Here is a 23,034-nt window from a genome sequence, read left to right as displayed (position 1 = left end):
ACTAGTTTTTAAGCAAAAAACGCCTCCAATAAGGAGACGCGCGAGAGATTTAATATCTTACTACAGGTTCAGCTTGACGATGACCCAGCCGATAAGGGACAGGATGATCAAGCCGGCGATCTGGTAGCCCAGCCACTTCGGGAAGAACTTCTTCTTGGCATCCTTGGAAGCGTGGGCGTAGAAGGTCCGCATGACCAGCATGTTGGCCATGGACCCGATTGGTGACCCGAAGCCGCCGATGTTGGAACCAAGGGTCAAGGCTTCAGCGTACTTGGAGAACTTGCCGACCAGGATGGTTGATGGCACGTTGCTCATGACCTGGCTGGACAGGATGGATGTCCAGTAAGTGCTCATTTCAGTGCCGACCAGGCCGTGGATCAGGGTCACGACAAAAGGAATCTGCTGGATGTCGCTGATGAAGACGAAGAAGAGGGTGAAGGTCAGCAAAAGGGAGTAGTCAATGTGGAGCAGGATCTTCCAGTTGACGATCAAGGCCCAGATGATGGAGGCCAGCATCGGCATCCAGATTGGAACGAACTTGAAGACGCCAACGAAGAAGAAGCAGAAGATGACCGTGGTGATCATCGTCATTGGCCAGCTGACGTTGATTTCAACGACTTCCTGGGTCGGGATGTTCTTCTTCGGGATAAAGAAGAAGATGCAGAGAAAGACGACCATGGCCACGATCAGGTAAGGCAGGGTCCACTTAAAGAAGATAGCGGGCACTAAGTGGTAGTTGGAGACCACGAAGATGTTGTGGGGGTTGCCCCATGGGGTGAAGGCCGCCCCGATGTTGGCCCCCATCCCGATCAAAGTGGCCGGCAGGATTTCCGGCAGCTTGTACTTCTTGGCGATGTTCAAGTACAGGGGGATCATGGTCAAGCAGGTAATGTCGTTACCCAGGAACATGCCCGAGAAGACGGACAAGAGAGTAAAGAGGAGGATCAGCTTCCGGGTAGAGTCAGCGATCGCCGCCAGTTTATAGGCAATGATGTCCAGAACGTGCAGGTAGCTGTAGACCTGGATCAAGACCAGCATGGTCGTGACAGACTCGATCGTGTGCCAGTTCATGTCGGCGCTGAGCGGCCGGGCAAAGAAAAGACTGATGATGGTGATCACGATGGTGATCTGCAGAATTCGGTCGCTAAAAATTTCCTTTAAGGTGGTCAAAAAGATGGTCAAAAAATTATTTGAACTTTTGCTTTTGGCGGCTTCCATATAAAATCCTCTACTCAGCTAGAATGGTGTTTACAAAATTTACGTAAAGTTAACGAAAAGCGAAAATGAACTTTACTTTCGTGTAGTTCCATTGTCAACCATTTTTCCCTAAATCTCAATAGTTCGAAATTAACGAACAAATGTTATTGAAAAGATATTGGCGAAACGCGGCAGGTCAAAAATCTGAATTTTTTAGCTTGCTAAAAAAATAGAAAAGACTTTAGAAAGCGGTTTATATGGCTAAAATAAGGGATTTATTCCGGAAGACAAAAAACGGACTTTGCTACCTTTTTTAAGAGATTAAAACGTGTCGACTTTTTACACGGCCACAAAAAAGTCAAAAGCCTGCTTTTGATTTCCAAAATAATGTAAGCGCTGCCGGAAGTGAAAACAGAAGTGACAAATTGGCAAAAATCCCCCTTGGACATTTTGCTAAATCCATTTAACATTTCTGACGGAAGATATTTGCCCTTGCTTTTAGCTAAAAAGGGGCTGGAGGGGCAAAGAAATGCCGAAAAGGCTTGCCTAACATGGGGAAAGAGGGGTATAATGACTACTGATTTTCGAAAATCGATGAAAGGATGAAGAGACATGTCAAGAAATATCCACACGGGTATCAACCCACACCGTCGTCCACGTAACGCTTCTAACGCTAAGGAACGCGTTGCTCACGCCGCTGCTATAATCAGCTTCCTGAACCAAGCAGCTAAGGACGAAAACAAGTAATTTGTTTTTAAACAGACAATAAAGACTCTGGCTTTTGGCCAGGGTCTTTTTTTCGCTTGCTTTTTGCCTTATGATAGGAAAAAGCTAAGAGACGAGTAAGAAAGAAAACAAGGAGGCAAAAATGAAGTTTCAGTGCAGCAGCTGCGGTTTAAGACTGGAATCCCTGCATTTCAAGCTGCCCGGCCTGGTCAATGACCGCTTGGCCAGCCTGTGTGACATCTGCCGGCAGCGGGGGCTGGATCCGGCAGCTTACCCCAATCCCGTGGTCAAGCTGTTCGCGGCCAACCTCCTCTATGCCTTTGTGGGCAAGGACGGGGAAGCAAGCGGGGACTTTTCTCTGCCGGACTTAAAAATCCGCCGGTCCTACGAGGCCCTCATGCAGGAATATGATGGAAATGTCCTGGCCAGGCAGCAGCTGCCCAGAGCAGACTTCAACCAGGCCGTGATCAAGGCTGAGGATGATCCCAGCTTCTTTTTGCCAGGAAAACTCCCTTTCGCGGAAAAACTCCAGGCCTTAGGCCTCAGCGTTGACTTTCAGTTAAACGAGGTTGACTATATCGACCGGGAGCGGATCCGGGCCAAGTACAAGTACCGCTGCCAGTACTGCGGCCGGCGGGGGCGGAGCGTGGACCACAAGGACCCGGTCTCCGTCTCGCACGATAACAGCCTGGACAATCTGATTTTGTCCTGCAGCGAGTGTAACCGGATCAAGTCTAATATGCCTTATGACCTTTTCGTCAAGCTCAACGAGGAATTGCAGCCTTTAAACAAAAAGCTGGTCAAGTACGAGAACGCCCTGGGCCCCTTGGAAAAAGAATTCCAAGACCGGCGGAACATGCTGGCCGCCAAGGTTCATTTAAAGGGCGTGGTGAATGACCCGGAACTGGCCGCCATCCGCAAGGAAAACAAGCGACTGCGGGATGCCATTGACAGTTTAGAGAGTGACTATGACGCGGCCCGCCGCTTGCGCGAGGACCACTTCAAGTTGGGCTGGAAGCTCTACCTGGCCCAGCAGGACAAGGAAATCATCTAGCTTTGATAATTTAAAGCTTATGCAGAGAACATTAAAAGTTAGACCAGGAAACTTTTTACGGAAAAAGTCTCCAGAATGTACAGGCTTAAAAAGCTTTAAAAAGCGCTACAGGACAACTTGTAGCGCTTTTTCGTTTTGTAATCAGACCGATACATTCCTGTAACAATTGAAAGTTATACTATAGATTGTTATCAAATCAAACCACATGTTAAAGGAGAAAAGACGTTTCATGAAGAAAAAGAACCTGTTGATGACTGCTTTGGCAACTCTGAGTGCATCTGGCGCCCTTTTAACTACTGGGGCCAGCGCTTTGGCTGACAGCTACACTGTTGTTAAGAACGATACCCTGTGGGGCCTGTCAAAGAAGTACGGCGTTTCAGTAAGCGACTTGAAGAAGGCTAACGGCGTTTCCGGCCACTTGATCTACGTGGGCCAGAAGCTGCAAATCCCAACTAAGTCAAACAAGGCAACCAAGACTGCTAAGACTAGCACTTCAACCAGTACCGTTGACACTACTTCAACGACCCACACGGTCGTAAAGGGTGACACTTTGTGGAGTTTGGCTAAGAAGTACGGCGTTTCAGTAAGTACTTTGATGAAGGCCAACAACTTGTCAAGCAGCACCATCTTGATCGGCCAAAGTTTAAACTTGCGGGCTGGCATGACTGCTTACGGGGTAAACGGCGTAACTACTGGCTCAAGCTCAACTGCAGCAAGCACTAACACTGCTTCATCAACCAGCACGACTGCTTCCAGCCAGGCGCCAAAGGCCAAGAAGAGCACTACTACTAACACTAGCAGCAATTCCAACACCAGCACTAGTGCCAACACTCAAAGCCAGTCAACTGCATCTAACAGCAGTGCGTCCACTACGACCAACACTAATACTGCAGCATCAAATGCTAACACTACTTCAAGCACTAACACTGCAGCAAGCAGAAGTCAAGCAGTCAGCCAGGCACCAACTGCTTCAACCTCAACTGCAACTACAACTGCCTCAGCCAGTGCCAGCGCGATTACTTCATACGCTTTGACCTTCCTGGGCGTGCCTTACGTTTGGGGCGGGACCACGCCAAGCGGCTTTGACTGCTCCGGCTTTGTACAATACGTTTACAGCCACTTCGGCATCAACCTGGGCCGGACTACTTACACCCAGCAATACGCCGGCACTAAGATTAGCGTGGCCAGCGCCCAAGCTGGTGACCTCTACTTCTGGGGTTCATACGGCTCAGCCTACCACGTAGCCATCGCCTTGGGCGGCGGCCAATACGTCATGGCTCCAGCCCCAGGCCAAAACGTGATGACTGGCAGCGTGTCATCATACACGCCAAGCTTTGCCGTTCGCGTTTTAGGCTAAAAATTTCCCATCGATATCAAACAGTTTAAGCAGCGTCAGCCAGCCGGCTGGCGCTGTCTTCTTTTGCCTGGCTATAATTAAAGGTGTACTATTTTATTTATAATCGCTTTATTTAGGAAAAATGTGTAGTCTTTAACAAGTCTTTGTGTATATAATTGTTTTGAAAATAAAAAATTGCTGATTCTTATGAGGTGGGAAGAATGAAAAAGAAAATTGTTTTTGTTTTACAGCTGATTGCTAATGGCTATTTTGCTACCTGGCCTTTGCGCTTGATTGTAGACAATTCTCCCAAGTGGCGCTTGTCCGGACCAGCCAATGGCTTTTTGGGCTTCATGGACCGGGTGGCCAAAAGTGTTTCCTGGCCGCTCTTCCTGGCCTACCTGCTTTTGCTAGTGATGATCGTGGTCGCCACTCTTTGGACTTACTTCTTTGAATTCAAGCAAGACAAGGTAAAACAAGCTTGGCAGAAGCTTGTCTGGTTTTTGCAGCTGATCATTAATGAGTTAGCTTGCCTGGGCTTGGCCTCGTCACTGACTATGCAGGTTTATGATAGTCAGCAAACATGGACAATTATTTTTGACCTGTTCATGCTGTTTATCGTAGTTATTTTTGCTTTTGCCTTGACGGAAAAATTTACTAATCGCGGGGGAAACAACTAAATCGCAAACAGAAAAAAAGCAGCCGTGAGGCTGCTTTTTGCGTGTAATTAAATTTGCGGGCCACGGAAGTTGGCTAAGAACTTCTGGGTCTTTTCGCTTTGCGGATGGTTGAAGATTTCATCCGGGCTGCCTTGCTCAGCCACGTAACCGTCGCTCATGAAGAGGACCTGGTCGGAAACTTCCTTGGCGAAGGTCATTTCGTGGGTAACCACGATCATGGTCAAACCAGTCTTGGCCAGCTTCTTCATGGTTTCCAAAACTTCCCCGACCATTTCTGGGTCAAGGGCACTGGTCGGTTCGTCGAAGAGGAGGATTTCCGGGTTCATGGAGATGGCTCTGGCAATCGCTACTCTCTGCTTCTGCCCACCGGACAATTGACGGGGCTTAGCGTCGACGTAGGGATCCATCCCAACGGTCTTCAGGTTCTCCAGGGCAATCTTCTTGGCTTCTGCCTTTGACCGCTTCAGAACCAGTTCCTGGCCGATCATGCAGTTTTGCAAGACGTTCTTGTTTTCAAAAAGCTCAAACTGCTGAAAAACCATGCCGACCTTGGACCGGTAGCGGGGGATGTTGTAGTTTTCATCCAGGATGTTCTGGTCATGGAAAAGAATTTCCCCGCCAGTTGTATCTTCCAGCAAGTTGATGCAGCGGAGCATGGTTGACTTACCACCACCGGAAGGACCGATGACCGTCATAACCTCGCCCTTGTGGACTTCAAAGGAAATATCCTTCAAAACTTGGTGTTCACCGTAAGCCTTTTGCAGGTGCTGAACGTTTAAAATAATTTCATTATCCTTGTAATCAGCCATTTTTTACTTGTCTCCTTCCTGCTTGCCGACTTGAACTTGGTTGACCATCATGTTGTAGTTTTCAGGACCTTCGATGTGCTTTTCAATCAAGTTGAAGATCCGGGTGATCGTAAAGGTCAAGAAGAGGTAGATGACCGAGATGACCAGGTAGGTTTGGAAGAACTGGAAGCTCTGGCTGGCAATCGTTGAACCAACGAAGAACAGTTCTGATACTGAGATGATGCTCAATACGGAAGTGTCCTTGATGTTGACGATAAATTCGTTGGTGATTGACGGCAGGCAGTTCCGGATAGCCTGTGGCAGGATGATGCTCCACATTCTCTGGTTGTGGGTCATCCCCAAAGCACTGGCGGCTTCAAACTGCCCCTTCGGTGTGGAGATGATCCCCCCGCGGATAACTTCGGCCAGGTAGGCCCCGGTGTTGATGGAGACGATGATCAAAGCGGCAACCGTTCTGTTCAGGTTGATGTGCCAGAACTGGGCGATCCCGTAGTAGATAACCGCGGCTTGTACCATCATTGGCGTGCCACGGAAGACTTCAACGTAGACGGATAAGAGCCACTTGCAGAAGGCTAACAGGCACTTTTTGAACTTGTTCTTTGGTTCTGGAATAGTCCGGACGATGCCGACCAGCAAACCGATGAAGAAACCGGCGATGGTGCCGACCAGGGAGATCAAGAGAGTCATCCCGATCCCTTCCAGGATCATCTGCCCGTAGTTCTTCAGCATGGAAACCAGCCAGTTTTCCTTCTTGGTGCTGGTCTGCGGCTGCTGCTGCACGGCTTCCTTCATCAGCTTGTTTCTTTCTGAAGTGGAAATGCCGGCCAAAACCTTGTTAACCTGGCTGAGCAGCTGGTCGTTGCCTTTCTTGACCCCGATGGAAACTTCCGCGTCAGAAGAGGAGACCTTGAAGCCCTTCATCTTAGACAGGTTGACCCCGGTAATGTTGGAGTCCATCATCTGGAAGGAAGTCAGTTCCGTGTCTTCAGCCACGTAGCCGTCGATCGTGCCGGCTTCCAGGGATTCCCGCATGGCGGCAAAGTCCTTGGAGGCTGGTTCCCGCTTGGCCCCTGGCAGCTGCTTGATCAGGTCGTAGTGCAGGGTCCCTTGCTGGGCAGTCAGCTTGGCCCCCTTGAAGTTAGTTAGGTACTTGGCCTTGGCGTACTTGCTCTGCTTGTTGACGATGACCACGAAGTTGGTGGTCCGGTATGGGCTGGTAAAGTTGATGGCCTTCCGTCTTTCCGCCGTCGGGCTCATCCCGGCAATGATCAAGTCGATCTTGCCACTGGTCAGGGCTGGCAAAAGCCCGTCCCATTGGGTCTTTTCCACGATAACCTTCTTGCCCAGCTTCTTAGCGATGATCTTGGCGATCTTGACGTCATAACCATTGGCGTAAGAGCTGGTCCCGTCGATCTTGACCGCGCCGTTGGCGGACGTGGTCTGGGTCCAGTTGTATGGAGCGTAGTTGGCTTCCATACCAATCTTCAAGGTGCCGCTGGCTTGCGCCGGCTGGCTCCAACTGACAGCTAAGACAAGCGTCATGACCGCCGCCATTAAGGCGCTAATCCAGCTGCTGTGCTTCTTCATCTGAATAAACCTCCGATATGTTTTTAGTAGTTATGAAATACAATAAAAAGCGGCAAAAAAGCCCCATTGCGGTATACAATGAGGCTTGCTTTGATTCTGTAAAATTCAGTATGAATACCAAAAATTATAGCGCTCCCTAGAAAACTAGGACAGTCTGCAGAATCTTCTCCTGCAGCCCAACCAACAGTGCGCACGACCCCACTGCTGATTTCGGCGATATCCCTTAATAACAAGGCTCAACACTGTCAGTGAGCTCCCCTTGTGTTTGTGAACGATCGCGACCTCTATTGTATTGGATAATTTTTAACTACATTTAGGCTAAATTACTTTTAAGAAAAAGTCAAGAAAAAATTAGTTTTCTGAATTTTTGTGATTGCCCTTTTCTTATTTACAGCCAGCCGTGATCATCCACCCAGTCCCGTTTCTTCATGCCAGAGACGTAGGGGTTGCCGGCCACATAATAGCGCAGAGGCGCCTGGGCCCAGGCCGGGTCAGCCTGGACGATCCCGATTCTGGGCGAAGCAATGATTTCTTTAGCCGGCTTTTTCTCAGTCAAGTCAATAACGAAAGGGGAGTCCGCCAAAGGGGCCAGGTCCCAGTTTCTTGACTTGATCCCCATGGCCTGCATTAATTTGGCCGGTCCATTGGTCAAAAGGACCCCGTCTTTGCCGCCCCGGTTTTTAAGCATTTGGTCTAGGCCCCAGACCGGCTCAATGGCCCGAATTAAGACCCCTTGGGGGTTGCCTTCTTCCTGGCAGGCGATGTCAAAAAAGACGTACTGCCGCTGGGAGTAGATGTAGATGGTCCCGCCGGCCCGCCACAGGCCCTCGTTAGCCTGGCTTCTTCTGCCCCCGTAGGAGTGGGCGGCCCGGTCGTATATGCCCAGGTAGGCTTCGGCCTCAACGATATAGCCGCCAATTTTTTTCCCGCCGGCTTGATAATAAAAGGGGCGGCCGATCAAATCCCGGCATATCTCGCTGGTGGGCCGGCCGGTGAAAAAATTCCTGTAGTCCATTGCTTAATTAATCTTTCTAACTAAAATAGGGAATGTAGTAAAAGCTGTAATAAAAACTGTTTTTAAGAGAAAGCGTGCGCCTATGTCAACGATCAAAACTGTCCGTATCTACGCCAAAGAGCAGCCCGCCGGCTACCGGATCTTAGTCGACCGGCTCTGGCCCCGGGGAATCAAAAAAGAAGCCGCCAATTTAGACGAGTGGAAGAAAGAGCTGGCTCCCAGCCGGGACTTGCGGACCTGGTTTAAGCATGACCCGGCCCGGTACACGGACTTCCGCCAAGATTACCTGGAAGAATTGGCAGACAATCCGGAATGGCCGCCTTTCGTGGAGCATTTGCAAGAGCTTTTGCAAAAAGGGGACGTCCTCTTTTTGTACGGGGCTAAAGATGAAGAACACAACCAGGCCGTAGTTTTAAAGGAGGCAGCTGAGGAAGCTCTGGCTAAACTTCCTTAAAGACCTCCAAGGCGTCACCGGTCAGCTGCTTGATCCCTTGTGCCGGGATCTCAGTCAAGTTGACGGCCCAGATTTTGGCGTCTTTTGCCGCGTAGCCTAAGAGACCGGCGAAGGGGTAGACAACGAAGCTGGTGCCGACGATCACGACCAGGTCGCTTTGCCGCATTTCTAGGATGGACTGGTTGACATTGGCCGGGTTGATGCCTTCCCCGTAAAGGACGATGCCGGGCCGGATGATCCCGCCGCACTCGTGCTTGTAGCCCTTGGCGTAGTCCTCATAGCTGACCTTTTGCTTGCACTTGGAGCAGTAGATGTCGTAGAGGTTGCCGTGAAATTCGGTCACGTGCTGGTTGCCGGCCTGCCGGTCCAGGGTGTCGATGTTCTGGGTGATGAGGGCCCCTTTTTCATTGCAGATGGTCGCGATCTTTTCGTGGATCATATTTGGCTTGGCGTCCGGGAAGTACATATTTTGCATGACGAAGTCATAAAAAAGCTGAGGCCGGTCATAAAGGGTCTCCTCGCTCAAGATGACTTCCGGGGGCTCGCTGACCCCGTTGTAGATGCCAGTCTTAGACCGGTAGTCGGGGATGCCGGAGTGGGTTGACACGCCTGCCCCGGTCAAAAAGACAGGGTGCTTGGCCTTTTTTAAGTCTGCTTTAAATTCCGCAAGTTTTGCTTGGTCCATTTTTTGCCTCTTTCTTAAAAAACGGCTGATACCTTTTGATTTCATTATAAGCGCTTGGTTTGCTATAATTAAGCTACTAGTTGCAGAAGATATTATATTTGAGGTAATCCATGGACACGTTATTTTACTTGGTCGCCGACACCCTGCTGGCGGCCTATGCCGGCTACAGCTGGTACAGCCAGGCCACGGTGATCCTGCGGGCCCGCTGGCGGATGACGGCGGTGGTCATGCCAATCCTATTGGTCTGGCTGGGGGCCAGCTGGGGCTACCTGGACCTGGGAACTCCCGGCTTCATCGTCTTCCTAGCCCTCTTCATTTTGACGGGGATCCTGGAAGCCATGTCGGGCTTTGCTGACAAGCGGGTGGTTTTGAGCGGCTACTTCCGCCGGACTTTGAAATACAGCGAAATCAGCCAGGTGATCCTGACCGCGGCGCCGCCGGAAGTGGGCGACCTGTCGATCGTGGCCCTGGAAACCAGCCGCCACCAAATCTACTACCTCCGCTTCAACAAGCAGGCCAGCGATGTGGCCTCCTTCTTGACGCAGCGCCTGGAACGCGGGGTAAATATTGACGTAAGAAAAATGGGTTAGTCGAGTGACTAATCCATTTTTATCTGCCCTAAATTTCTGTTTTCTTGTTTTTTACAAAATCGGGGACAGGAGGCGGGAGAAGTTCTGCAGGAACCGCAGCCAGCGTGACTGCTTCTTGATCATCTCCGGCGTGAGGAGGGTCGACTGCTCCATGTCCTTTTCAAACTGGCCGGACATCTCCTTGTTAAAGGCCCGGTCGTAGACGAAGACATTATCTTCAAAGTTCAAGTCATAAGACCGGTAGTCCTGGTTGACGCTGCCGACAGTCGCGTACTTGTCGTCGACGATAATGGTCTTGGCGTGCATGAAGCCGTTGTTGTAGGTGTAGACCTTGACCCCGATCTTGACCAGCTGGTTGGCGTACCACTGGGTTGCCCGGTAGATGAAGGGGTGGTCCGGCATGCAGGGGATCATGATCCGCAGGTCAACCCCCGAGCTGGCCAGGATCTGCCAGGCGGCAATCATGGCCTCATCTGGAATCAAGTAAGGAGTCTGGATCCAGACCCGCTTTCTGGCTAGCATCATCAAGCGGACCAGGCCGTTTCGCATGTAAGGCTCGTCGTTGTCGGGGCCGTCAGAAACAACCTGTACGGCCATGTCGCCCTTGGAGATGTCGTTTTCATCCAGGTCAGGAAAGAGCTTTTCGTCAAAGCTGATCAGTTCTTCTTCCTTGACGGCGGAAGCGTTCCAGTCCATCACGAATCTTTCCTGCAAAAGCAGGGAGGCTGACCCGACCAGGCGGAGGTGGGTGTCCCGCCAGTAGCCGAATTTTTTCTTCCTGCCCAGGTACTGGTCGCCGACATTGAAGCCTCCGGTCCAGGAGGTAACCCCGTCGATGACCACGATCTTCCGGTGGAGGTGGTAGTTGATCCGGTTCCGGGAAATCATGTTTCTTGAGGTGATGAAGGGCAAAACGTCGCCGCCGGCTTCAGTCAGCTGGTTGAACCAGCTCTTGGAGGCTCCGAATGACCCCCAGGCATCGTAGAGGACCCGGACCTGGACCCCCTCCTTGGCTTTTTGGATCAAAAGCTTGAGGAATTCGTTGCCGATGGCGTCGTTATAGATAGTGTAGTATTCGACGTTGATGCTGGACTTGGCCTGGCGGATATCGGCGAAAAGGTCCCGGAACTTGTCATGCCCGTCGGTGTAAAGCTTAAGCTTGTTGTTTTTGGTAATGGGCGACTCCTGGTTCTTGTCCAGGTACTTGATCAAGATGTGGGCGCTGGGGGAGGTGTCGTTTTGGTCAATTTTCGCCGGAGCCTCGGTGATCATTTTTTGCACGTTGGAGAGGCCGATGTGCTTTTGCCGGTTGATGGCAAAAAGGTTTTCCTGGGAAATCCCCCGGCCGACGAAGCCGTAGATGATGAAGCCGACTACGGGCAGGATGATCAAGACGATCAGCCAGGCCCAGGAGGCAGCCACGGACCGCTTTCTGTGGAAGACGGTCCAGAGGGCCAGGATGGCGTTGGCGAAGAAGATGATGTGCCAAATATCGATCCAAGAGATGGCAGTCACTTTAAAGTCCTTTCTTGATTTTATCTAAGCCTAAAAAACGGTTCAGGATGCCGATGACGAAGGGCTCGTCATGCATCTGCGAGTGCTCGGCGTTGTCGCCGCGGACCTCGACTTCCTGGTAGTAGACCGCGTCCGGGGCCAGGATATAGCGGATGCTTTTGGCGGAAACCACGGAGATAAAGCGGTCGGAATTGGTCGTGTCCAGGACGTTGCCGTAGATGTTCAAAACCCGGATGCTGGGGCTGAAGTCCCGCCGGTGGCGGAGCATGTAGGAATAGTGCGGGGTCATCATGCTGGGCCGGCCACTTTCCGTCAGGCGGTTGACATTGGGGATGTCGCCCAGGTACATGACTCCGTTGAAAGGGCCGGCGATCAAAGCGCAGCTGGCCAGGTGGGGGAAGTTTTTCCGCTTGGCATAGCGCATTTCTGTAGCGACCACGCAGGGCGAGCCCAGGGAGTGGGCCACGGCGCTGTAGCGCGTAAAGCCGTATTTTTTGCTCAGAAAAGGCAGGATAAAGCTGAGATAGTAGTTGATGGCCTGGTAGCCGGCAATCCGGTCCTTGAAGGCCAGCTGGATGATGGGCTGCTTGTCGCCGGTATAGCATCCGGTCAGCTTGATCCGGCCGGTTAAGTCAGCCTCGACTTTCAAAAAGCGGGCGTCCCCTTTTTGCTTGAGGGCGTCTTCAACCATCATCCTGGTGGTGTAGTCCCCGCCGCGGAAGCCATGGACGTAGATGATCGGAACCTGGTCAGAGCCGCTGGCCTGGTTTTCAGCCAGGTCGCTGACCCGCTTGCCCCGCAGCTTCAGAAAGATCCGGAAAGGCGGAAAGGTTGCCAGGATGCCCAAGAAGAACATCATGGTCAGGGAGTGGTCCCGGGGATCGGGATTTTTGCCGCGCTTTTTTTCAGTTTCTTCAGCATACTTTTTAGAATTAAAAAAGAGCACAGTCGCCCCTCCTTTCTCTGATACAATTGCTTTGTAAACATCATACCATTATTAGCAGAAGAGAGGGAGCAGATGAAAGTTTATGTTGTTAAAAAAGGCTACCGGCCAGGAATCTACCACAGCTGGCCTGAAGCTGAAGAGCAGGTCAAGGGCTTTCCCGGGGCAGAATACAAGTCCTTTAGCAATATAATGGAGGCCCTGGACTACCAGGAAATGGACCCGGAAGACGCCCTCAAGGCCTTGCAGGGAGCAGAGGACAAGCTGCAGGCCGCGATCGCCAAGGTCAGACAGGGCGGAAGCAAGAAAAAGCAGGCTGAAAATAAAAAAGAATTTGCGGCAAGTTCGAAGTATGCCGCCCACATTTTTACCGACGGGGGCTGCCGGAACAACGGGACCCACAAGGGCGGGCACGTGCAGGCAGACGACAAGGCAGCCTGGGCTTATTTGATCGAATACGGCGGCCAGAAGCTGTCCGCCAGCGGCGGCCGCTTTGGGGCCACCAACAACGAAATGGAAATGACCGCTTTTTTGGAAAGCCTGAAGAAGCTGGAAGAACTGGGCTTAAATGACCAGCCCCTCTTGTTCTCTTTAGACTCCCAGTATGTCATCAAGGCCGTCAGCGACAATGACCAGGGTCCGGCCTGGATCAAGGGCTGGCAGAGACGGGGCTGGAAGAAGGCGGACGGGTCACCCGTTGCCAACCGCGAGCTCTGGCAGGAGATTGCCAAGGAAATGGCCAAGTTTGCCCAGCCGGAATTTGAATGGGTCAAGGGGCACGCCAACAGTGCCGGCAACAACTTTGTCGACGGCCTGCTCAACAAGTACATGGACCAGATGTAAGGCAGAGACAGAAAAAGCCCGCGCTTGGCGCGGGCTTTTTGCATGAATATTTGATTTTTCAGATATCGTCCAGCTTCAATTGCTTCATTACTTGCTAAAACTGGAGAAGAGGCTAGTAAAGAAGTTGACGATGGCGTCCCAGAGCTTCTGCAGGGCGTTGCGGTTTTCGCTGGTGTTCAGCTTGGCAAAGATCCCCTTGGCGCTCTTCTGGATGGCGCTCATGGCCTGGCTGGCCTGCTGCTTGAAAGAAGAGGAGTTAAGGGCGCCGGAGTCCCGGATCTCAACCAGGATGTTGACGATCTGCTGCTTCTGTTCGTTGGTGATCACGTTGGTCAGATTGTTGTTTTCGATCTGGTTGTTGACGATCGTGATGATCTGGTTCTTGGTGATGTTTGAGCCTTTTTGGGCCATTTCCTTCTTGGCCCCGGCTACGGCATTATTGAGCTGGGCGTCAGAGTAGCCCTCCTTGCCCTTGTTTTCCTTGGTGATCCCGCTTAAGGTGTTCAATTCGTCCTGGGCCGCGGTGATCTGCTTCTGGTTCAGCTTCTCCCCGCTCTTGGCGTAGGCCTTGTAGATCCCGGCCAGAGCGCCGGAACCATCGATCGGGATCGCGGAAGTGACGTAGATGTTGGCGTCAGTGATCCCGGCCGTTACCGCCGCGTTTCGGTACTGGTTGGCGGTGATGGTAGTGATGTTGTTTTGCCCGTTGTAGTTGAGGATGCGGACGTTGATCCCGCTGCCGGAGCTGTTTTTTTCAATGGCAGCACTGGACCAGACCCCGGAAGAAGAGGTAAAGGAGCTGCCGGACGGGTTCAGGTAGGTAACCAGGTCGCTGCCCGTTACTGTCAAGGTGTTGTAGCTGCTGGAGTCGCTGAGGGCCCTCTTTAAAACGTCCAGGGTGCCTTGCTTCTGGCTGGCAGTTAATGAGGTCCCCAGGGTAATAACCGGGGTGGTGTCTTCGGCGGCAGAGACCCCGCCAGCCGTCAAGCCCAGGCCCAGGAAGAGGGCGCAGGCCGTAATGATTTTCTTGATTTTCGTGTTCATTTTGATAAGTCTCCTTGCTTTCTGTTTTCATGCTCCGCCTATAATTATACTAGAGTTTGTTTTGGGGGTATCTCCCTTAGCAAAAATTTAAGCAGGCCCCGGCTGGCGGCAGATTCCTGGCGAAGATGATATAATGAAAAAGATAGATTTGGAGAGGGGGGGATGCGGCTTTGCGAGCGAATGCCGACTTGAAGCTGACGGTCATCATGACTGTTTACAACCAAGAGAAATATCTGGCCAGAGCCTTGGACTATTTGCTTGAGCAGAAGAACCAGCAGTTCAAGCTGCTGGTCATTGACGACGGCTCGACTGACTCAACCGCGGAAATCGCGGCCAGCTACCAGGACCGCTTCCAAGCCTTCGACCTGGTCAGTAAGGCCAATGAAGGGGTGGCCGCTGCCCGGAACTTAGGCCTGGACATGGTTGACACGCCGTATTTTATTTTTCACGATGGAGACGACTGGGTTGAGCCAGACTACACGGACTACTTTATCAAGGCTTTTGACCGCCACCCGGACGATGACATGGTAACCTGCGGCTATTATGTCGACCAGGCAGGGAAGCCGTCCGTGCCGATTACTAAACCGGTTGAGGGGGAATTGACCCGGCTTGAGGCCGTGTTAAAGGTCTTGGGCAGTGCCCATTCGCCGGTTAAGGGCTATACTTGGAACAAGTGCTACAAGACCCAGCTGGTCCGCTGCTTGCACCTGCGTTTTAACGAGGACCTGGACTTGATGGAAGACCAGGTTTTCAATATTGACTATCTGATGCAGACGGAAGGCTGCTACTACAGCTCCGTGCCGCTCTACCACTACTGGCAAAGAACCGACAGCGCGGTGCACACGGTCAGCTGGGACCACTTCTGGAGCATCGTGGGGGCCAATATTTCGATTTACAAGAGCATTTTTTCTCACTTGCGGCAGAAAGCTCTCGGCAAGCGGCCGCAAACCCAGGAATACCAAGGCAGTTATGTAAGGGAAAGGATCAAAGATGATCATCAAAGTTAATGGAGTCGATCTTTACTACCAAAAGCTCGGTCAGGGCCAGCCCCTGATCCTGCTGCACGGCCACCACTTGGACGGTGGAATGTACAGCAAGGTGATCGCGCCTTTGTCACTGTATTACACGGTCTATACCCTGGACATGCGGGGGCACGGCTTAAGCGGCGGCGACGGGGCTGAGCACTACCAGACTGAAGTGGAAGACCTAGCTGTCTTCATCAAGGAGCTGGGCCTGGAGCAGCCTTACGTCTTTGGCTATGACTCCGGCGGTCTGGTGACCCTGATGCTGGCCAGCCAGCAGCCCGATATCCTGGGCAAGGCGGTCGTGGCCGGGGTCTTTATCGACGGCCGGGGGATCCACAAGTACCACTACTTGACTGAAGGGGTCCGGCGCTTTCTCCGCTTTGACCGCGACAGCCGGGTGGAACTTACCGAATCCTACATGGAGCCGGAAAGCCTGGAGCAGATCCAGATTCCCGTTCTCTGCGTGGTCGGGGAAAATGACTGGGTCAAAGTCGAACATGTCCGCTGGTACAGCAGTTTGATTCCAAATGGCCGCCTGGCCTTGATGCCACGGCAGACCCACGATTCCTACGTGGTAAACAGCTTGAAGATTTTAGACTTGATCAAAGATTTTTGCAAGGAATAATGAGAAAAAGGCCGATCAAAGCCGAACCTTTGCTATAATGTTACTGTAGATGCAATAGATTCTGTTAATGAGAGTGTTTCTAAGGGGTTCATGATGACATCAATTACAAAAGAAGAAATTCATAAGTTGCTCAACCCGATGAAGGTGATCGGGCTCGGCGGCAATCCGCAATTGAACGAAAAGGTAGCCAGCACGCTGGGCGTTCCTTTGATCGAAACGACGGTTCACCACTTCAGCGACGGTGAAATCCAGGTCAACATCGCAGAAAGCGTCCGGGGCTGTGACGTCTTCGTCATCCAGTCAATTCAAGATCCGGTCAATGAAAACTTCATGGAACTGGAAATTGTCCTGGATGCCCTCCACCGGGCTTCAGCCCACACGGTCAACTGCGTGATCCCGTACCTGGCCTACTCTCGTTCCGACACCAAGACCCGGTCCCGGGAACCAATCACGGCCAAGCTGATTGCCAACCTGCTCCAGCTGACTGGGATCGACCGGGTATTGACCATCGACTTGCACGCTTCCCAAATCCAGGGCTTCTACAACGTGCCGGTTGACCACCTGCACGCGATGCCGCTTTTGGCCCAATACTTCCTGGACAACGGGATCGCGGTTAAGGATGACGACGACGTGGTCGTTGTTTCACCAGACCACAGCGGGACCAAGTTGGCCCGGGTCTTCGGCCAGTACTTCAACGCACCGATCGCCATCGTTGACCAGCGCGGGGCCCGCTACGATGACAGCGTCCACGACATGATCGGTGACGTTAAGGGCAAGAAGTGCATCATCGTTGACGACTTGATCGACACTGGTACCCGCCTGGCTTCATCAACCCGGTCAGTCTTCGCTGCCGGCGCGACCAAGGTTTACGCGGCTGCTACTCACGCCTTGCTTTCACAAGACGCGATTAAGATCGTGAATGGCTTGCCGCTGGAACAAATTGTGGTTACGGATACCATCAAGCATGAAAAGTATCCTGACCGGATGGTCCGGATCTCAGTTGACCGCTTGCTGGCCAAGGGGATTGACCATATTTACACCGATCGCTCAATTCACGATATTTTTGATGAACAAAACCGCTTCACCAAAGACTAAGGCGCGATAAACCGGGAGACCGCTAGCGGTCTCCTGTTTTTATTTATTTTGTTTTTGGGAATGTGACTTAATAAAACAAGAAAAATAACAGATTTGGGTAAAAGCGAATGTTATTGCTGTAATTAGGCAAGGAAATCTTGCTATAATTTTATTAACTTTTACAGAGAGGATGAGATGATCGATGGCAAGAAGAAAGAACATGCAGAGACGGCGGGAGATCTTGGACAACACCTTCCGTTTGATCAGAGCCAATGGCTTTGACCATGTTTCCTTGCAGATGATCGCGGAGAACTCAGGAATTTCCAAGTCTCTGCTACAGTCTTACTCCCCCCACAAGGCAAGACTGATGACTGACATTGTCAGAAACCTGTTCAATACTATGTGGGACCAGGTAGAAATAAACTATCACGCGCCAAAGAAGAACCCCTTCACCCGGGTGGACGCTTTAATCTACACGATCGCGACTTTGGGGATGACGGACAAGGGCCTGGACCGGGTAATTACGGAGGCCTTTACTGACCAGACTTCTTTGGACAACTGGAGCCGGATGCTGGACGAATGGATGAAGTCCCACAATGCTTTTTCCGAATACAGCAACTACCAGGAAATCCGGACCGGGATTGCCTTTATCATTACGGGGGTTGGCCGTTTGTATCGTGACCGGGAAAAGCACGGTCTTAACGCCGAACAAATGGCGGACTATCCCTGATGTACGGCTTTTTGCACGCGGATCCTGCGGAAATCGACGCCGTATTGGAAGAAGGTCACGGGATCATTGACGACAGCAACATCGGTGAGGTCCACCACGCGATCGACACCATGTTTGACGAAGGCAAGGTAATTTACAGTTAGGAGCAAGCGCATGGCAGAAAGTTCCGGAACGCACAGACGAAGGAACAACTATGAAATCGTGGACAACGCGTTAGAATACAAGCGTCCCTTGGCCTTTATAGCTTTCTTATTGCTCAGCTTGCTGCTGGCCACGGGAACTTTCCTGAATCCTGCTTTTATGAAGGAGACTATCAAGACCGACAGCAACACGGTCGTAATCAGCCAGCAGGTCAACAGCCACTTCAACCGCCTGGCCACAATCGTCAACGGGTCCAGCGATGAAAAGAACTTGATCTCTGATGACCAGGCCAGGGAAGTTGCCGACTTGATCATCGACTACAAGTATGGCTGGCACTTTATCCATACCAGCAATCTGGACCTGGCTAAAGACATCAAGGCCGTGATCTTGAAGAAGGAGCAGACGGATACCGACCAAGTGACCGCTATCCGCAAGAAGCTGAAGAAGCAGAGCGATTCTTCAGTCTACATCGTCAGCAATGCCTTTGACCTGGCCACGGTCATGTTAGAGGCCAACTTGATCACGATCATCCGGATCGTCAACCTGCTGGTGATCCTGCTCTGTCTGGTGGCCATAGTCTCGATTTTGCGGGAGGCTTTTGCCAGTCACACCAAGCGGGCAGTGGTTCACGACATGACAGCCGGGCTGATGTGGACCGCTTTTTGGTTCATCCTGGTTTACGGGCTCTTGGCCATGGTGCCGATCTTTATGGACACTTCGGTGATTACCGTGGCGGACCTGGGCTACTGGCTGGAAATCGCCAGCGGGGTCTTCCTGGACTTCGTGATCGCCGGCGTTATTTTATACGTGGTCAGTGCCATTCCATGGCAGGCGACTTCAAGATAGCAAAAAGGCAAAGCCGTTGGGCTTTGCCTTTTTAGTTTGCTATTTAAGGATGGTGATCTGCTTGCCTTTGGCGGCGATGTAGCCATCCTTTTTTAATTTGGAGAACTCCCGGCTGAGAGTTTCAGGGGTGATGCCCAGCAGGCTGGCCAGGTCCTTCTTCTTCAAGGGAAGGGTGAAGGTGGCGGAGCCGGCTTCGTCAGCGTAGTCTTTCAAGCTGGCGTAGAGGCGGGGGCCAGCTTCTAGGCTGTTGCGGCGTATGGCGTTCTTTTGCGCGCTGACCAGGCGCTGGCCGAATTCATTTAAGAGGTACAAGGAAAGCTCCGGGGACTTGAGCAGAAGGTCCTGGAAGTCGGAATAGTTGATGGAGCAGGCCGTGCTGTCTTCCAGGGCTTCGATGAAGAGGTCATCGTTTTCCGTGTCAAAGAGGTTTTCCTCCCCGTTGATGTCGCCTTCCTGCATCAAGCTGAGGACCTGCTCATGGCCGTCGGGGCTGAGGCTGTAGATCTTGGCCCGGCCTGAGTCCAGGGATATGACTGACAGGCGGCCGTCGCCCGGGGCGTGGATCAAGCTCCCTTTTTTAAAAAACTGCTGGTGGGTCGAAATGTGAACCAATTCCTGGCGCAGGTCCAGGGGGAGGTTCTTAAAAATCGGCACGTGGCTGATACAATTTAACTCGTCGTGTTGGTGCATGGTTGTCTGTTTTGCTTTAACTTATACTTTTACTTGTTTACTTTTTCTTGCTAGATTTCTTATTAGACTTTTTGGCAGCTTTCTTACTGGTCTTTTTAGATTTAGCCTTAGCTTTCTTACTAGATTTTTTTCTAGACTTCTTGCTAGATTTCTTGCTAGTCTTCTTACTAGTCTTCTTGCTAGTTTTCTTTGTCTTGCTGGTCTTCTTGACTGCCTTGGCATTGGTGATCTTCTTGCTCTTGACGGTGGAGATGTTCTTGCCGACCTTGTAGAGGTACTTGGCCAGGCCTTTGTTTTGCAGGTCCTTCTGGCTGACCTTGTTCTTGCTCTGGGTGCTGGAAGAGGAGACCTTGCTTGAATAAGTCTGGCTGCTGCTCTGCTTGAAGAGCTTGAAGCTGTAAGTGGCCAGGTTACCGGCTCTGACCGTGTACTTGTGGCCGGCCGTCAGCTGCAGCTTGCTTGGGTAGTAGGTGATCACGGTCTGGAAGTTGCCAAAGCCATACTCGCTGTAGTTGGCCATTTGGCTGGCGGTGACCGTCTTGCCGGTGTCATCGTCAGTAACGGTGATCTTCGGGGTTGAGGTCACGACCTTGTTTGAAAAGTATAAAGACCAGGCGATGTTTTGTCCATTTAAAAGCTCCAGGGGGAAGACCCCGGCATTTGGATAGGCTACCATTTCCCGGCTGGCAGTTCTTGCGCTGTCGCCCACATTCAAGACCTGGTTGACTGAGTAGCGGTAGCCGTTGGTCCCGTAAGCTGCCCCGACTGAAACCTTGCTTAAGCGGGTGGAAAGCAGCCAGGCCCGGTGGCCGGTGTCAGAACCCGACAGATTATAGCGGTCGGTCAAGAGGTCGGTCACGACGTCCCCAGCCGTCTGCGGGCTGGCATTGAAGTTGAGGTTGGCCGAGTTGGAAACGTCCTGGGCCAAAAGCCAGTTCTTCTTGGAAATGTAGCTTGGCTGCTTCTCATTTGGCAGCCCGTGCTGGTTGACGAACGGGTTGGCATTAATGGCGGCCATGACGGCGGCCGTCGTCTGGGCATTCTTGTTGCCATGGCTTGTTGTCTTGACGGCAGTTAAACCGAAGAGGTCACGGTAGTAGTTGATGTAGGCGACTTGCTCGTTGATGTAGCTAGACTTTAAGCTGCCCGCCTTGAACTTCTTCTTCAAGGAAGGCTTGCTGGCATAGATATTCTGCTGGGTGTAGACGGTCTTGCTCAAGGCCTGGTATTCTCTTTGAAAACGGAGCACCTCTGCCTGTTCCTGCGGCGTGAATTCTGCCGCCTGGACAGCCGTGGGCCCTACTGCCAGAAGGATTGCCGGCAGTAAAAGCAGTGCTGGCTTATGACGCATCTTCATCAACCCCTTTCTAGTTTATATTATAGCTGATTTTTTGCTTTTTTCGCCATTAAGCGCTTTTGCTAAAAAAACTTAAAATTTGCTTGGAAAGTGCGCCAAAAGCCCGAGTTTTCGGTATAATACAGATTGATAAAAGGAGACGAAACAATGACGAAAAAAACACAAGTTGGTTTGATTTTTGGTGGGAACTCCTCCGAATACGAAGTCTCAATCACTTCAGCCGGCAACATCTACAAGGCAATCGACAAGGACAAGTTTGACGTGCACCCGATCTGGATCACGAACTCCGGCTACGTGGCCAGTGAAGCTGATTCATACAAGGTTCTGGAAGAGCCGGGCTACATGGTGGAAAAGACTGACAAGACGGCCAACCTTTCCAACTTGATCGAGCTGGCTTCCCGGCCGGAACTGGACGTGCTCTTCCCAATCGTCCACGGCAACCTGGGTGAAGACGGGGTCCTGCAGGGCCTCTTCCGCTTGATCGACAAGCCTTTCGTCGGGGTTGACGTTTTAGCGGCAGCCGTAACTATGGACAAGGAATTTACCAAGATCCTGGCCCAAAGAGCCGGCGTGCCGGTAGCCAAGTGGGTATCTATCAAGCGCTACGAATATGAGGACGCCAAGAACCAAAAGCTCAGCTACGACTGGGTCAGCGGCCAGCTGGGCACCAGCAACCTCTTCGTCAAGCCGTCCAACCAGGGTTCTTCCGTCGGCATCACTCACGTAACTGACGACAGCAACTACGCTGAAGCTTTGGCCGAAGCCTTCAAGTACGATGACAAGGTTTTGGTTGAAGAAGGGATCGTAGGCACTGAAGTTGAAACCGCCGTTTTGGGTAACGACCACCCGGTAGTTTCCGGGGTCGGCCGGATCATCAACGCCGACAATACTTGGTACAGCTACGAAAACAAGTACAGCACAGAATCAACCACGACCCTGCAGATTCCAGCCCAGATTCCGGCAGAAACCGCGGAAAAGGTCCAGGAAAACGCCTTGAAGATCTACCAGATCACTGAGTGCAGCGGCATGGCCCGGATTGACTCCATGCTTAGAGAAAGCGACGGGGAAGTCATCTTCAACGAATTGAACGCCCTGCCAGGCTTTACCAACATCAGCATGTACCCGAAGCTGTTTGAAGAAGCCGGGATTTCTTACCCAGATTTGATCACCCGCTTGATCAGGCTGGCTGAAGAGCGCTACGCCCACAAGAAGACTCTCCTGCACAAGCACGACTAAGAAAAAAGTACTTTGAAAATTTAGTTTTTTGCGAAAGAAAGTTAGAACATGAGTGAGAAAAGTGAGCAGATGAAGACCAGTGAAGCCGCCCAGGCCCTTGGGGTCAGCGAGAACACCCTGCGCAAGTATTCGCAGGCGGTGGAGAAGGCTGCTTCACCAGCTTACTTTCCCCGGGTCAAGAATACCCGCCGCTACCGGCCGGAAGACTTGACAGTTTTGAAGCAAATGCAGGACTTGGTCAAGGCAGGGCAGAAGGTCGACCAGGCGGCCCAAGAACTTTTTGCTGGTAAAAAGGATGAAGCACCGGTCAAGACAGCCAGGGAAGACCAGCTGGAAGCTGCCCTGGCCGCCAAGGACCAGGAAATTGCTGAACTGAAAGAGCAGCTGGCCCAGCTGACAGCGGCTAAGGCAGCGGAAAAGCCGGAAGATTCCCTTGAGCAAGCGGCTGATGTCCTGGACCTACCGGATTTTGATGACGGCTTTTTAGAAGATGAGCCGGTCACTCCGGAGCAGAAAAGGGCCCAGGTCGTGGCTGACATGGCCAAGAGCGACCAGGAAGTTCACAAGGAATTGCTCAGCCGGGCCCAGGAGAACGCGGCCAAGGGGGCGCCAACCTACCGGACCCTGGCTGACATGCAGCTGGCGCCCAAGAAGACTCCCTGGTGGAAGAAGATTTTCAAATAATCGCGTGATTTGCTAAGTTATACTTAAGAATCAAAGGGGACCGCGAAAGCGGTCCTTTTTTGCTTAAAATAATAAGGGTATCTTGCAGTAGGCGATTTAAATGTCAAAATATGTTTAAATGCTAGTCGCTAGTCTTTACTAGTGTCTT

The 23,034-nt window shown here is 51.8% G+C and carries 23 protein-coding genes, 1 pseudogene and 1 riboswitch; of the genes and pseudogenes, 14 read left to right on the top strand and 10 right to left on the bottom strand.

The genetic code is table 11. The features are described 5' to 3' along the window. Window positions 1–60: 60 nt before the first annotated feature. A complete protein-coding gene (locus DS743_RS08330; protein ID WP_003616233.1) occupies window positions 61–1,218 on the bottom strand; it encodes an SLC13 family permease in 1,158 nt (385 codons plus the stop codon). Between the two features lie 591 nt (window positions 1,219–1,809). Between DS743_RS08330 and DS743_RS08325 the strand changes: the two genes are divergently transcribed. From DS743_RS08325 to DS743_RS08310, 4 genes are all read left to right on the top strand, one after another. Next, on the top strand, window positions 1,810–1,944 hold the full coding sequence (locus DS743_RS08325) for a hypothetical protein (RefSeq protein WP_003616231.1): 135 nt from the start codon (window positions 1,810–1,812) through the stop codon (window positions 1,942–1,944). A gap of 121 nt (window positions 1,945–2,065) precedes the next feature. Then, window positions 2,066–2,977, top strand: coding sequence for an HNH endonuclease (locus DS743_RS08320; protein ID WP_035184060.1), 912 nt, complete (start codon window positions 2,066–2,068; stop codon window positions 2,975–2,977). Window positions 2,978–3,206: 229 nt separating this feature from the next. Further along, window positions 3,207–4,334, top strand: a complete 1,128-nt coding sequence (locus tag DS743_RS08315) for a C40 family peptidase (protein ID WP_035184058.1) — start codon at window positions 3,207–3,209, stop codon at window positions 4,332–4,334. A gap of 200 nt (window positions 4,335–4,534) precedes the next feature. Further along, window positions 4,535–4,993 carry a hypothetical protein gene (locus tag DS743_RS08310; RefSeq protein WP_231128245.1) on the top strand — a complete coding sequence of 153 codons (459 nt, stop codon included), beginning with the start codon at window positions 4,535–4,537 and terminating at the stop codon, window positions 4,991–4,993. Between the two features lie 47 nt (window positions 4,994–5,040). On the opposite strand, the gene DS743_RS08305 is transcribed toward DS743_RS08310, so the two are convergent. The 3 genes from DS743_RS08305 to DS743_RS08295 all read right to left on the bottom strand — a co-directional run bounded on the left by DS743_RS08305 (window position 5,041) and on the right by DS743_RS08295 (window position 8,404). Continuing rightward, window positions 5,041–5,802, bottom strand: coding sequence for an amino acid ABC transporter ATP-binding protein (locus DS743_RS08305; RefSeq protein ID WP_035184056.1), 762 nt, complete (start codon window positions 5,800–5,802; stop codon window positions 5,041–5,043). Between the two features lie 3 nt (window positions 5,803–5,805). After that, window positions 5,806–7,389 carry an ABC transporter substrate-binding protein/permease gene (locus DS743_RS08300; protein WP_035184053.1) on the bottom strand — a complete coding sequence of 528 codons (1,584 nt, stop codon included), beginning with the start codon at window positions 7,387–7,389 and terminating at the stop codon, window positions 5,806–5,808. Window positions 7,390–7,508: 119 nt separating this feature from the next. Continuing rightward, a riboswitch (Lysine riboswitch) is annotated at window positions 7,509–7,684 on the bottom strand. A 93-nt stretch (window positions 7,685–7,777) separates the two neighbouring features. Then, window positions 7,778–8,404 carry a DNA-3-methyladenine glycosylase gene (locus DS743_RS08295; RefSeq protein ID WP_003611679.1) on the bottom strand — a complete coding sequence of 209 codons (627 nt, stop codon included), beginning with the start codon at window positions 8,402–8,404 and terminating at the stop codon, window positions 7,778–7,780. A gap of 82 nt (window positions 8,405–8,486) precedes the next feature. Between DS743_RS08295 and DS743_RS08290 the strand changes: the two genes are divergently transcribed. Beyond that, the gene (locus tag DS743_RS08290) at window positions 8,487–8,858 is read left to right on the top strand and encodes a DUF488 domain-containing protein (protein WP_002877770.1); all 372 of its coding nucleotides are present in this window, start codon (window positions 8,487–8,489) and stop codon (window positions 8,856–8,858) included. Here DS743_RS08290 and DS743_RS08285 read toward each other — a convergent pair. Further along, window positions 8,845–9,543, bottom strand: a complete 699-nt coding sequence (locus DS743_RS08285; RefSeq protein WP_035184049.1) for an NAD-dependent protein deacylase — start codon at window positions 9,541–9,543, stop codon at window positions 8,845–8,847. The genes DS743_RS08290 and DS743_RS08285 overlap by 14 nt on opposite strands. A gap of 110 nt (window positions 9,544–9,653) precedes the next feature. On the opposite strand from DS743_RS08285, the gene DS743_RS08280 reads away from it, so the two are divergent. Next, window positions 9,654–10,133, top strand: coding sequence for a hypothetical protein (locus tag DS743_RS08280; protein ID WP_035184046.1), 480 nt, complete (start codon window positions 9,654–9,656; stop codon window positions 10,131–10,133). Window positions 10,134–10,184: 51 nt separating this feature from the next. Here DS743_RS08280 and cls read toward each other — a convergent pair whose 3' ends face one another. Beyond that, window positions 10,185–11,648 (bottom strand): cardiolipin synthase, encoded by a 1,464-nt coding sequence (cls, locus tag DS743_RS08275; protein ID WP_035184045.1) that lies wholly within the window; start codon window positions 11,646–11,648, stop codon window positions 10,185–10,187. Between the two features lies 1 nt (window position 11,649). After that, window positions 11,650–12,594: an alpha/beta hydrolase gene (locus DS743_RS08270; RefSeq protein ID WP_013438965.1), complete on the bottom strand. Its 945-nt coding sequence runs from the start codon at window positions 12,592–12,594 to the stop codon at window positions 11,650–11,652. A 72-nt stretch (window positions 12,595–12,666) separates the two neighbouring features. Between DS743_RS08270 and DS743_RS08265 the strand changes: the two genes are divergently transcribed. Beyond that, on the top strand, window positions 12,667–13,434 hold the full coding sequence (locus tag DS743_RS08265; RefSeq protein WP_035184043.1) for a ribonuclease H family protein: 768 nt from the start codon (window positions 12,667–12,669) through the stop codon (window positions 13,432–13,434). Window positions 13,435–13,521: 87 nt separating this feature from the next. Here the strand turns inward: DS743_RS08265 and DS743_RS08260 are convergent, their stop codons facing one another. Further along, window positions 13,522–14,478, bottom strand: coding sequence for a DUF1002 domain-containing protein (locus tag DS743_RS08260; protein WP_013438967.1), 957 nt, complete (start codon window positions 14,476–14,478; stop codon window positions 13,522–13,524). 206 nt (window positions 14,479–14,684) lie between these two features. Between DS743_RS08260 and DS743_RS08255 the strand changes: the two genes are divergently transcribed. The 5 genes and pseudogenes from DS743_RS08255 to DS743_RS08235 all read left to right on the top strand — a co-directional run bounded on the left by DS743_RS08255 (window position 14,685) and on the right by DS743_RS08235 (window position 18,919). Beyond that, window positions 14,685–15,485 carry a glycosyltransferase family 2 protein gene (locus DS743_RS08255; protein ID WP_051977302.1) on the top strand — a complete coding sequence of 267 codons (801 nt, stop codon included), beginning with the start codon at window positions 14,685–14,687 and terminating at the stop codon, window positions 15,483–15,485. Next, window positions 15,469–16,128: an alpha/beta fold hydrolase gene (locus DS743_RS08250; RefSeq protein ID WP_003616211.1), complete on the top strand. Its 660-nt coding sequence runs from the start codon at window positions 15,469–15,471 to the stop codon at window positions 16,126–16,128. The genes DS743_RS08255 and DS743_RS08250 overlap by 17 nt, the downstream gene beginning before the upstream one ends. 93 nt (window positions 16,129–16,221) lie before the next feature. Then, window positions 16,222–17,223: a ribose-phosphate diphosphokinase gene (locus DS743_RS08245; protein ID WP_171031037.1), complete on the top strand. Its 1,002-nt coding sequence runs from the start codon at window positions 16,222–16,224 to the stop codon at window positions 17,221–17,223. A 181-nt stretch (window positions 17,224–17,404) separates the two neighbouring features. Further along, window positions 17,405–18,075, top strand: a pseudogene (locus tag DS743_RS08240) (TetR/AcrR family transcriptional regulator). A gap of 10 nt (window positions 18,076–18,085) precedes the next feature. After that, window positions 18,086–18,919: a hypothetical protein gene (locus tag DS743_RS08235; RefSeq protein WP_035160908.1), complete on the top strand. Its 834-nt coding sequence runs from the start codon at window positions 18,086–18,088 to the stop codon at window positions 18,917–18,919. A gap of 39 nt (window positions 18,920–18,958) precedes the next feature. Here the strand turns inward: DS743_RS08235 and DS743_RS08230 are convergent, their stop codons facing one another. Both DS743_RS08230 and DS743_RS08225 read right to left on the bottom strand, forming a co-directional pair. Further along, window positions 18,959–19,609 carry a Crp/Fnr family transcriptional regulator gene (locus tag DS743_RS08230; protein WP_141372446.1) on the bottom strand — a complete coding sequence of 217 codons (651 nt, stop codon included), beginning with the start codon at window positions 19,607–19,609 and terminating at the stop codon, window positions 18,959–18,961. A gap of 37 nt (window positions 19,610–19,646) precedes the next feature. Continuing rightward, window positions 19,647–20,966: a CAP domain-containing protein gene (locus tag DS743_RS08225; RefSeq protein ID WP_141372444.1), complete on the bottom strand. Its 1,320-nt coding sequence runs from the start codon at window positions 20,964–20,966 to the stop codon at window positions 19,647–19,649. 147 nt (window positions 20,967–21,113) lie between these two features. Between DS743_RS08225 and DS743_RS08220 the strand changes: the two genes are divergently transcribed. Next, window positions 21,114–22,202 (top strand): D-alanine--D-alanine ligase family protein, encoded by a 1,089-nt coding sequence (locus DS743_RS08220; protein ID WP_016395952.1) that lies wholly within the window; start codon window positions 21,114–21,116, stop codon window positions 22,200–22,202. 48 nt (window positions 22,203–22,250) lie between these two features. After that, window positions 22,251–22,886: a helix-turn-helix domain-containing protein gene (locus DS743_RS08215; RefSeq protein ID WP_035184031.1), complete on the top strand. Its 636-nt coding sequence runs from the start codon at window positions 22,251–22,253 to the stop codon at window positions 22,884–22,886. Window positions 22,887–23,034: the final 148 nt, after the last annotated feature.

The sequence above is a fragment of the Lactobacillus leichmannii genome, assembly GCF_024701915.1.
Classification (GTDB): Bacteria; Bacillota; Bacilli; order Lactobacillales; family Lactobacillaceae; genus Lactobacillus; species Lactobacillus delbrueckii.
The sequence above is the reverse complement of the archived record's forward strand: the minus strand, read 5'-3'. Positions and strand labels throughout refer to the sequence as shown.

Excerpts from the sequence above, each read along its gene's own strand:
- DS743_RS08310 (WP_231128245.1), top strand. The coding sequence starts at position 4,535 with ATGAAAAAGAAAATTGTTTTTGTTTTACAGCTGATTGCTAATGGCTAT.
- DS743_RS08215 (WP_035184031.1), top strand. The coding sequence starts at position 22,251 with ATGAGTGAGAAAAGTGAGCAGATGAAGACCAGTGAAGCCGCCCAGGCC.
- DS743_RS08290 (WP_002877770.1), top strand. The coding sequence starts at position 8,487 with ATGTCAACGATCAAAACTGTCCGTATCTACGCCAAAGAGCAGCCCGCC.
- DS743_RS08230 (WP_141372446.1), bottom strand. The coding sequence starts at position 19,609 with ATGCACCAACACGACGAGTTAAATTGTATCAGCCACGTGCCGATTTTT.
- DS743_RS08225 (WP_141372444.1), bottom strand. The coding sequence starts at position 20,966 with ATGAAGATGCGTCATAAGCCAGCACTGCTTTTACTGCCGGCAATCCTT.
- DS743_RS08265 (WP_035184043.1), top strand. The coding sequence starts at position 12,667 with ATGAAAGTTTATGTTGTTAAAAAAGGCTACCGGCCAGGAATCTACCAC.
- DS743_RS08315 (WP_035184058.1), top strand. The coding sequence starts at position 3,207 with ATGAAGAAAAAGAACCTGTTGATGACTGCTTTGGCAACTCTGAGTGCA.
- DS743_RS08285 (WP_035184049.1), bottom strand. The coding sequence starts at position 9,543 with ATGGACCAAGCAAAACTTGCGGAATTTAAAGCAGACTTAAAAAAGGCC.
- DS743_RS08300 (WP_035184053.1), bottom strand. The coding sequence starts at position 7,389 with ATGAAGAAGCACAGCAGCTGGATTAGCGCCTTAATGGCGGCGGTCATG.
- DS743_RS08330 (WP_003616233.1), bottom strand. The coding sequence starts at position 1,218 with ATGGAAGCCGCCAAAAGCAAAAGTTCAAATAATTTTTTGACCATCTTT.
- DS743_RS08235 (WP_035160908.1), top strand. The coding sequence starts at position 18,086 with ATGGCAGAAAGTTCCGGAACGCACAGACGAAGGAACAACTATGAAATC.
- DS743_RS08305 (WP_035184056.1), bottom strand. The coding sequence starts at position 5,802 with ATGGCTGATTACAAGGATAATGAAATTATTTTAAACGTTCAGCACCTG.
- DS743_RS08250 (WP_003616211.1), top strand. The coding sequence starts at position 15,469 with ATGATCATCAAAGTTAATGGAGTCGATCTTTACTACCAAAAGCTCGGT.
- DS743_RS08280 (WP_035184046.1), top strand. The coding sequence starts at position 9,654 with ATGGACACGTTATTTTACTTGGTCGCCGACACCCTGCTGGCGGCCTAT.
- DS743_RS08260 (WP_013438967.1), bottom strand. The coding sequence starts at position 14,478 with ATGAACACGAAAATCAAGAAAATCATTACGGCCTGCGCCCTCTTCCTG.
- DS743_RS08255 (WP_051977302.1), top strand. The coding sequence starts at position 14,685 with ATGACTGTTTACAACCAAGAGAAATATCTGGCCAGAGCCTTGGACTAT.
- DS743_RS08220 (WP_016395952.1), top strand. The coding sequence starts at position 21,114 with ATGACGAAAAAAACACAAGTTGGTTTGATTTTTGGTGGGAACTCCTCC.
- DS743_RS08245 (WP_171031037.1), top strand. The coding sequence starts at position 16,222 with ATGACATCAATTACAAAAGAAGAAATTCATAAGTTGCTCAACCCGATG.
- DS743_RS08295 (WP_003611679.1), bottom strand. The coding sequence starts at position 8,404 with ATGGACTACAGGAATTTTTTCACCGGCCGGCCCACCAGCGAGATATGC.
- DS743_RS08325 (WP_003616231.1), top strand. The coding sequence starts at position 1,810 with ATGTCAAGAAATATCCACACGGGTATCAACCCACACCGTCGTCCACGT.
- DS743_RS08320 (WP_035184060.1), top strand. The coding sequence starts at position 2,066 with ATGAAGTTTCAGTGCAGCAGCTGCGGTTTAAGACTGGAATCCCTGCAT.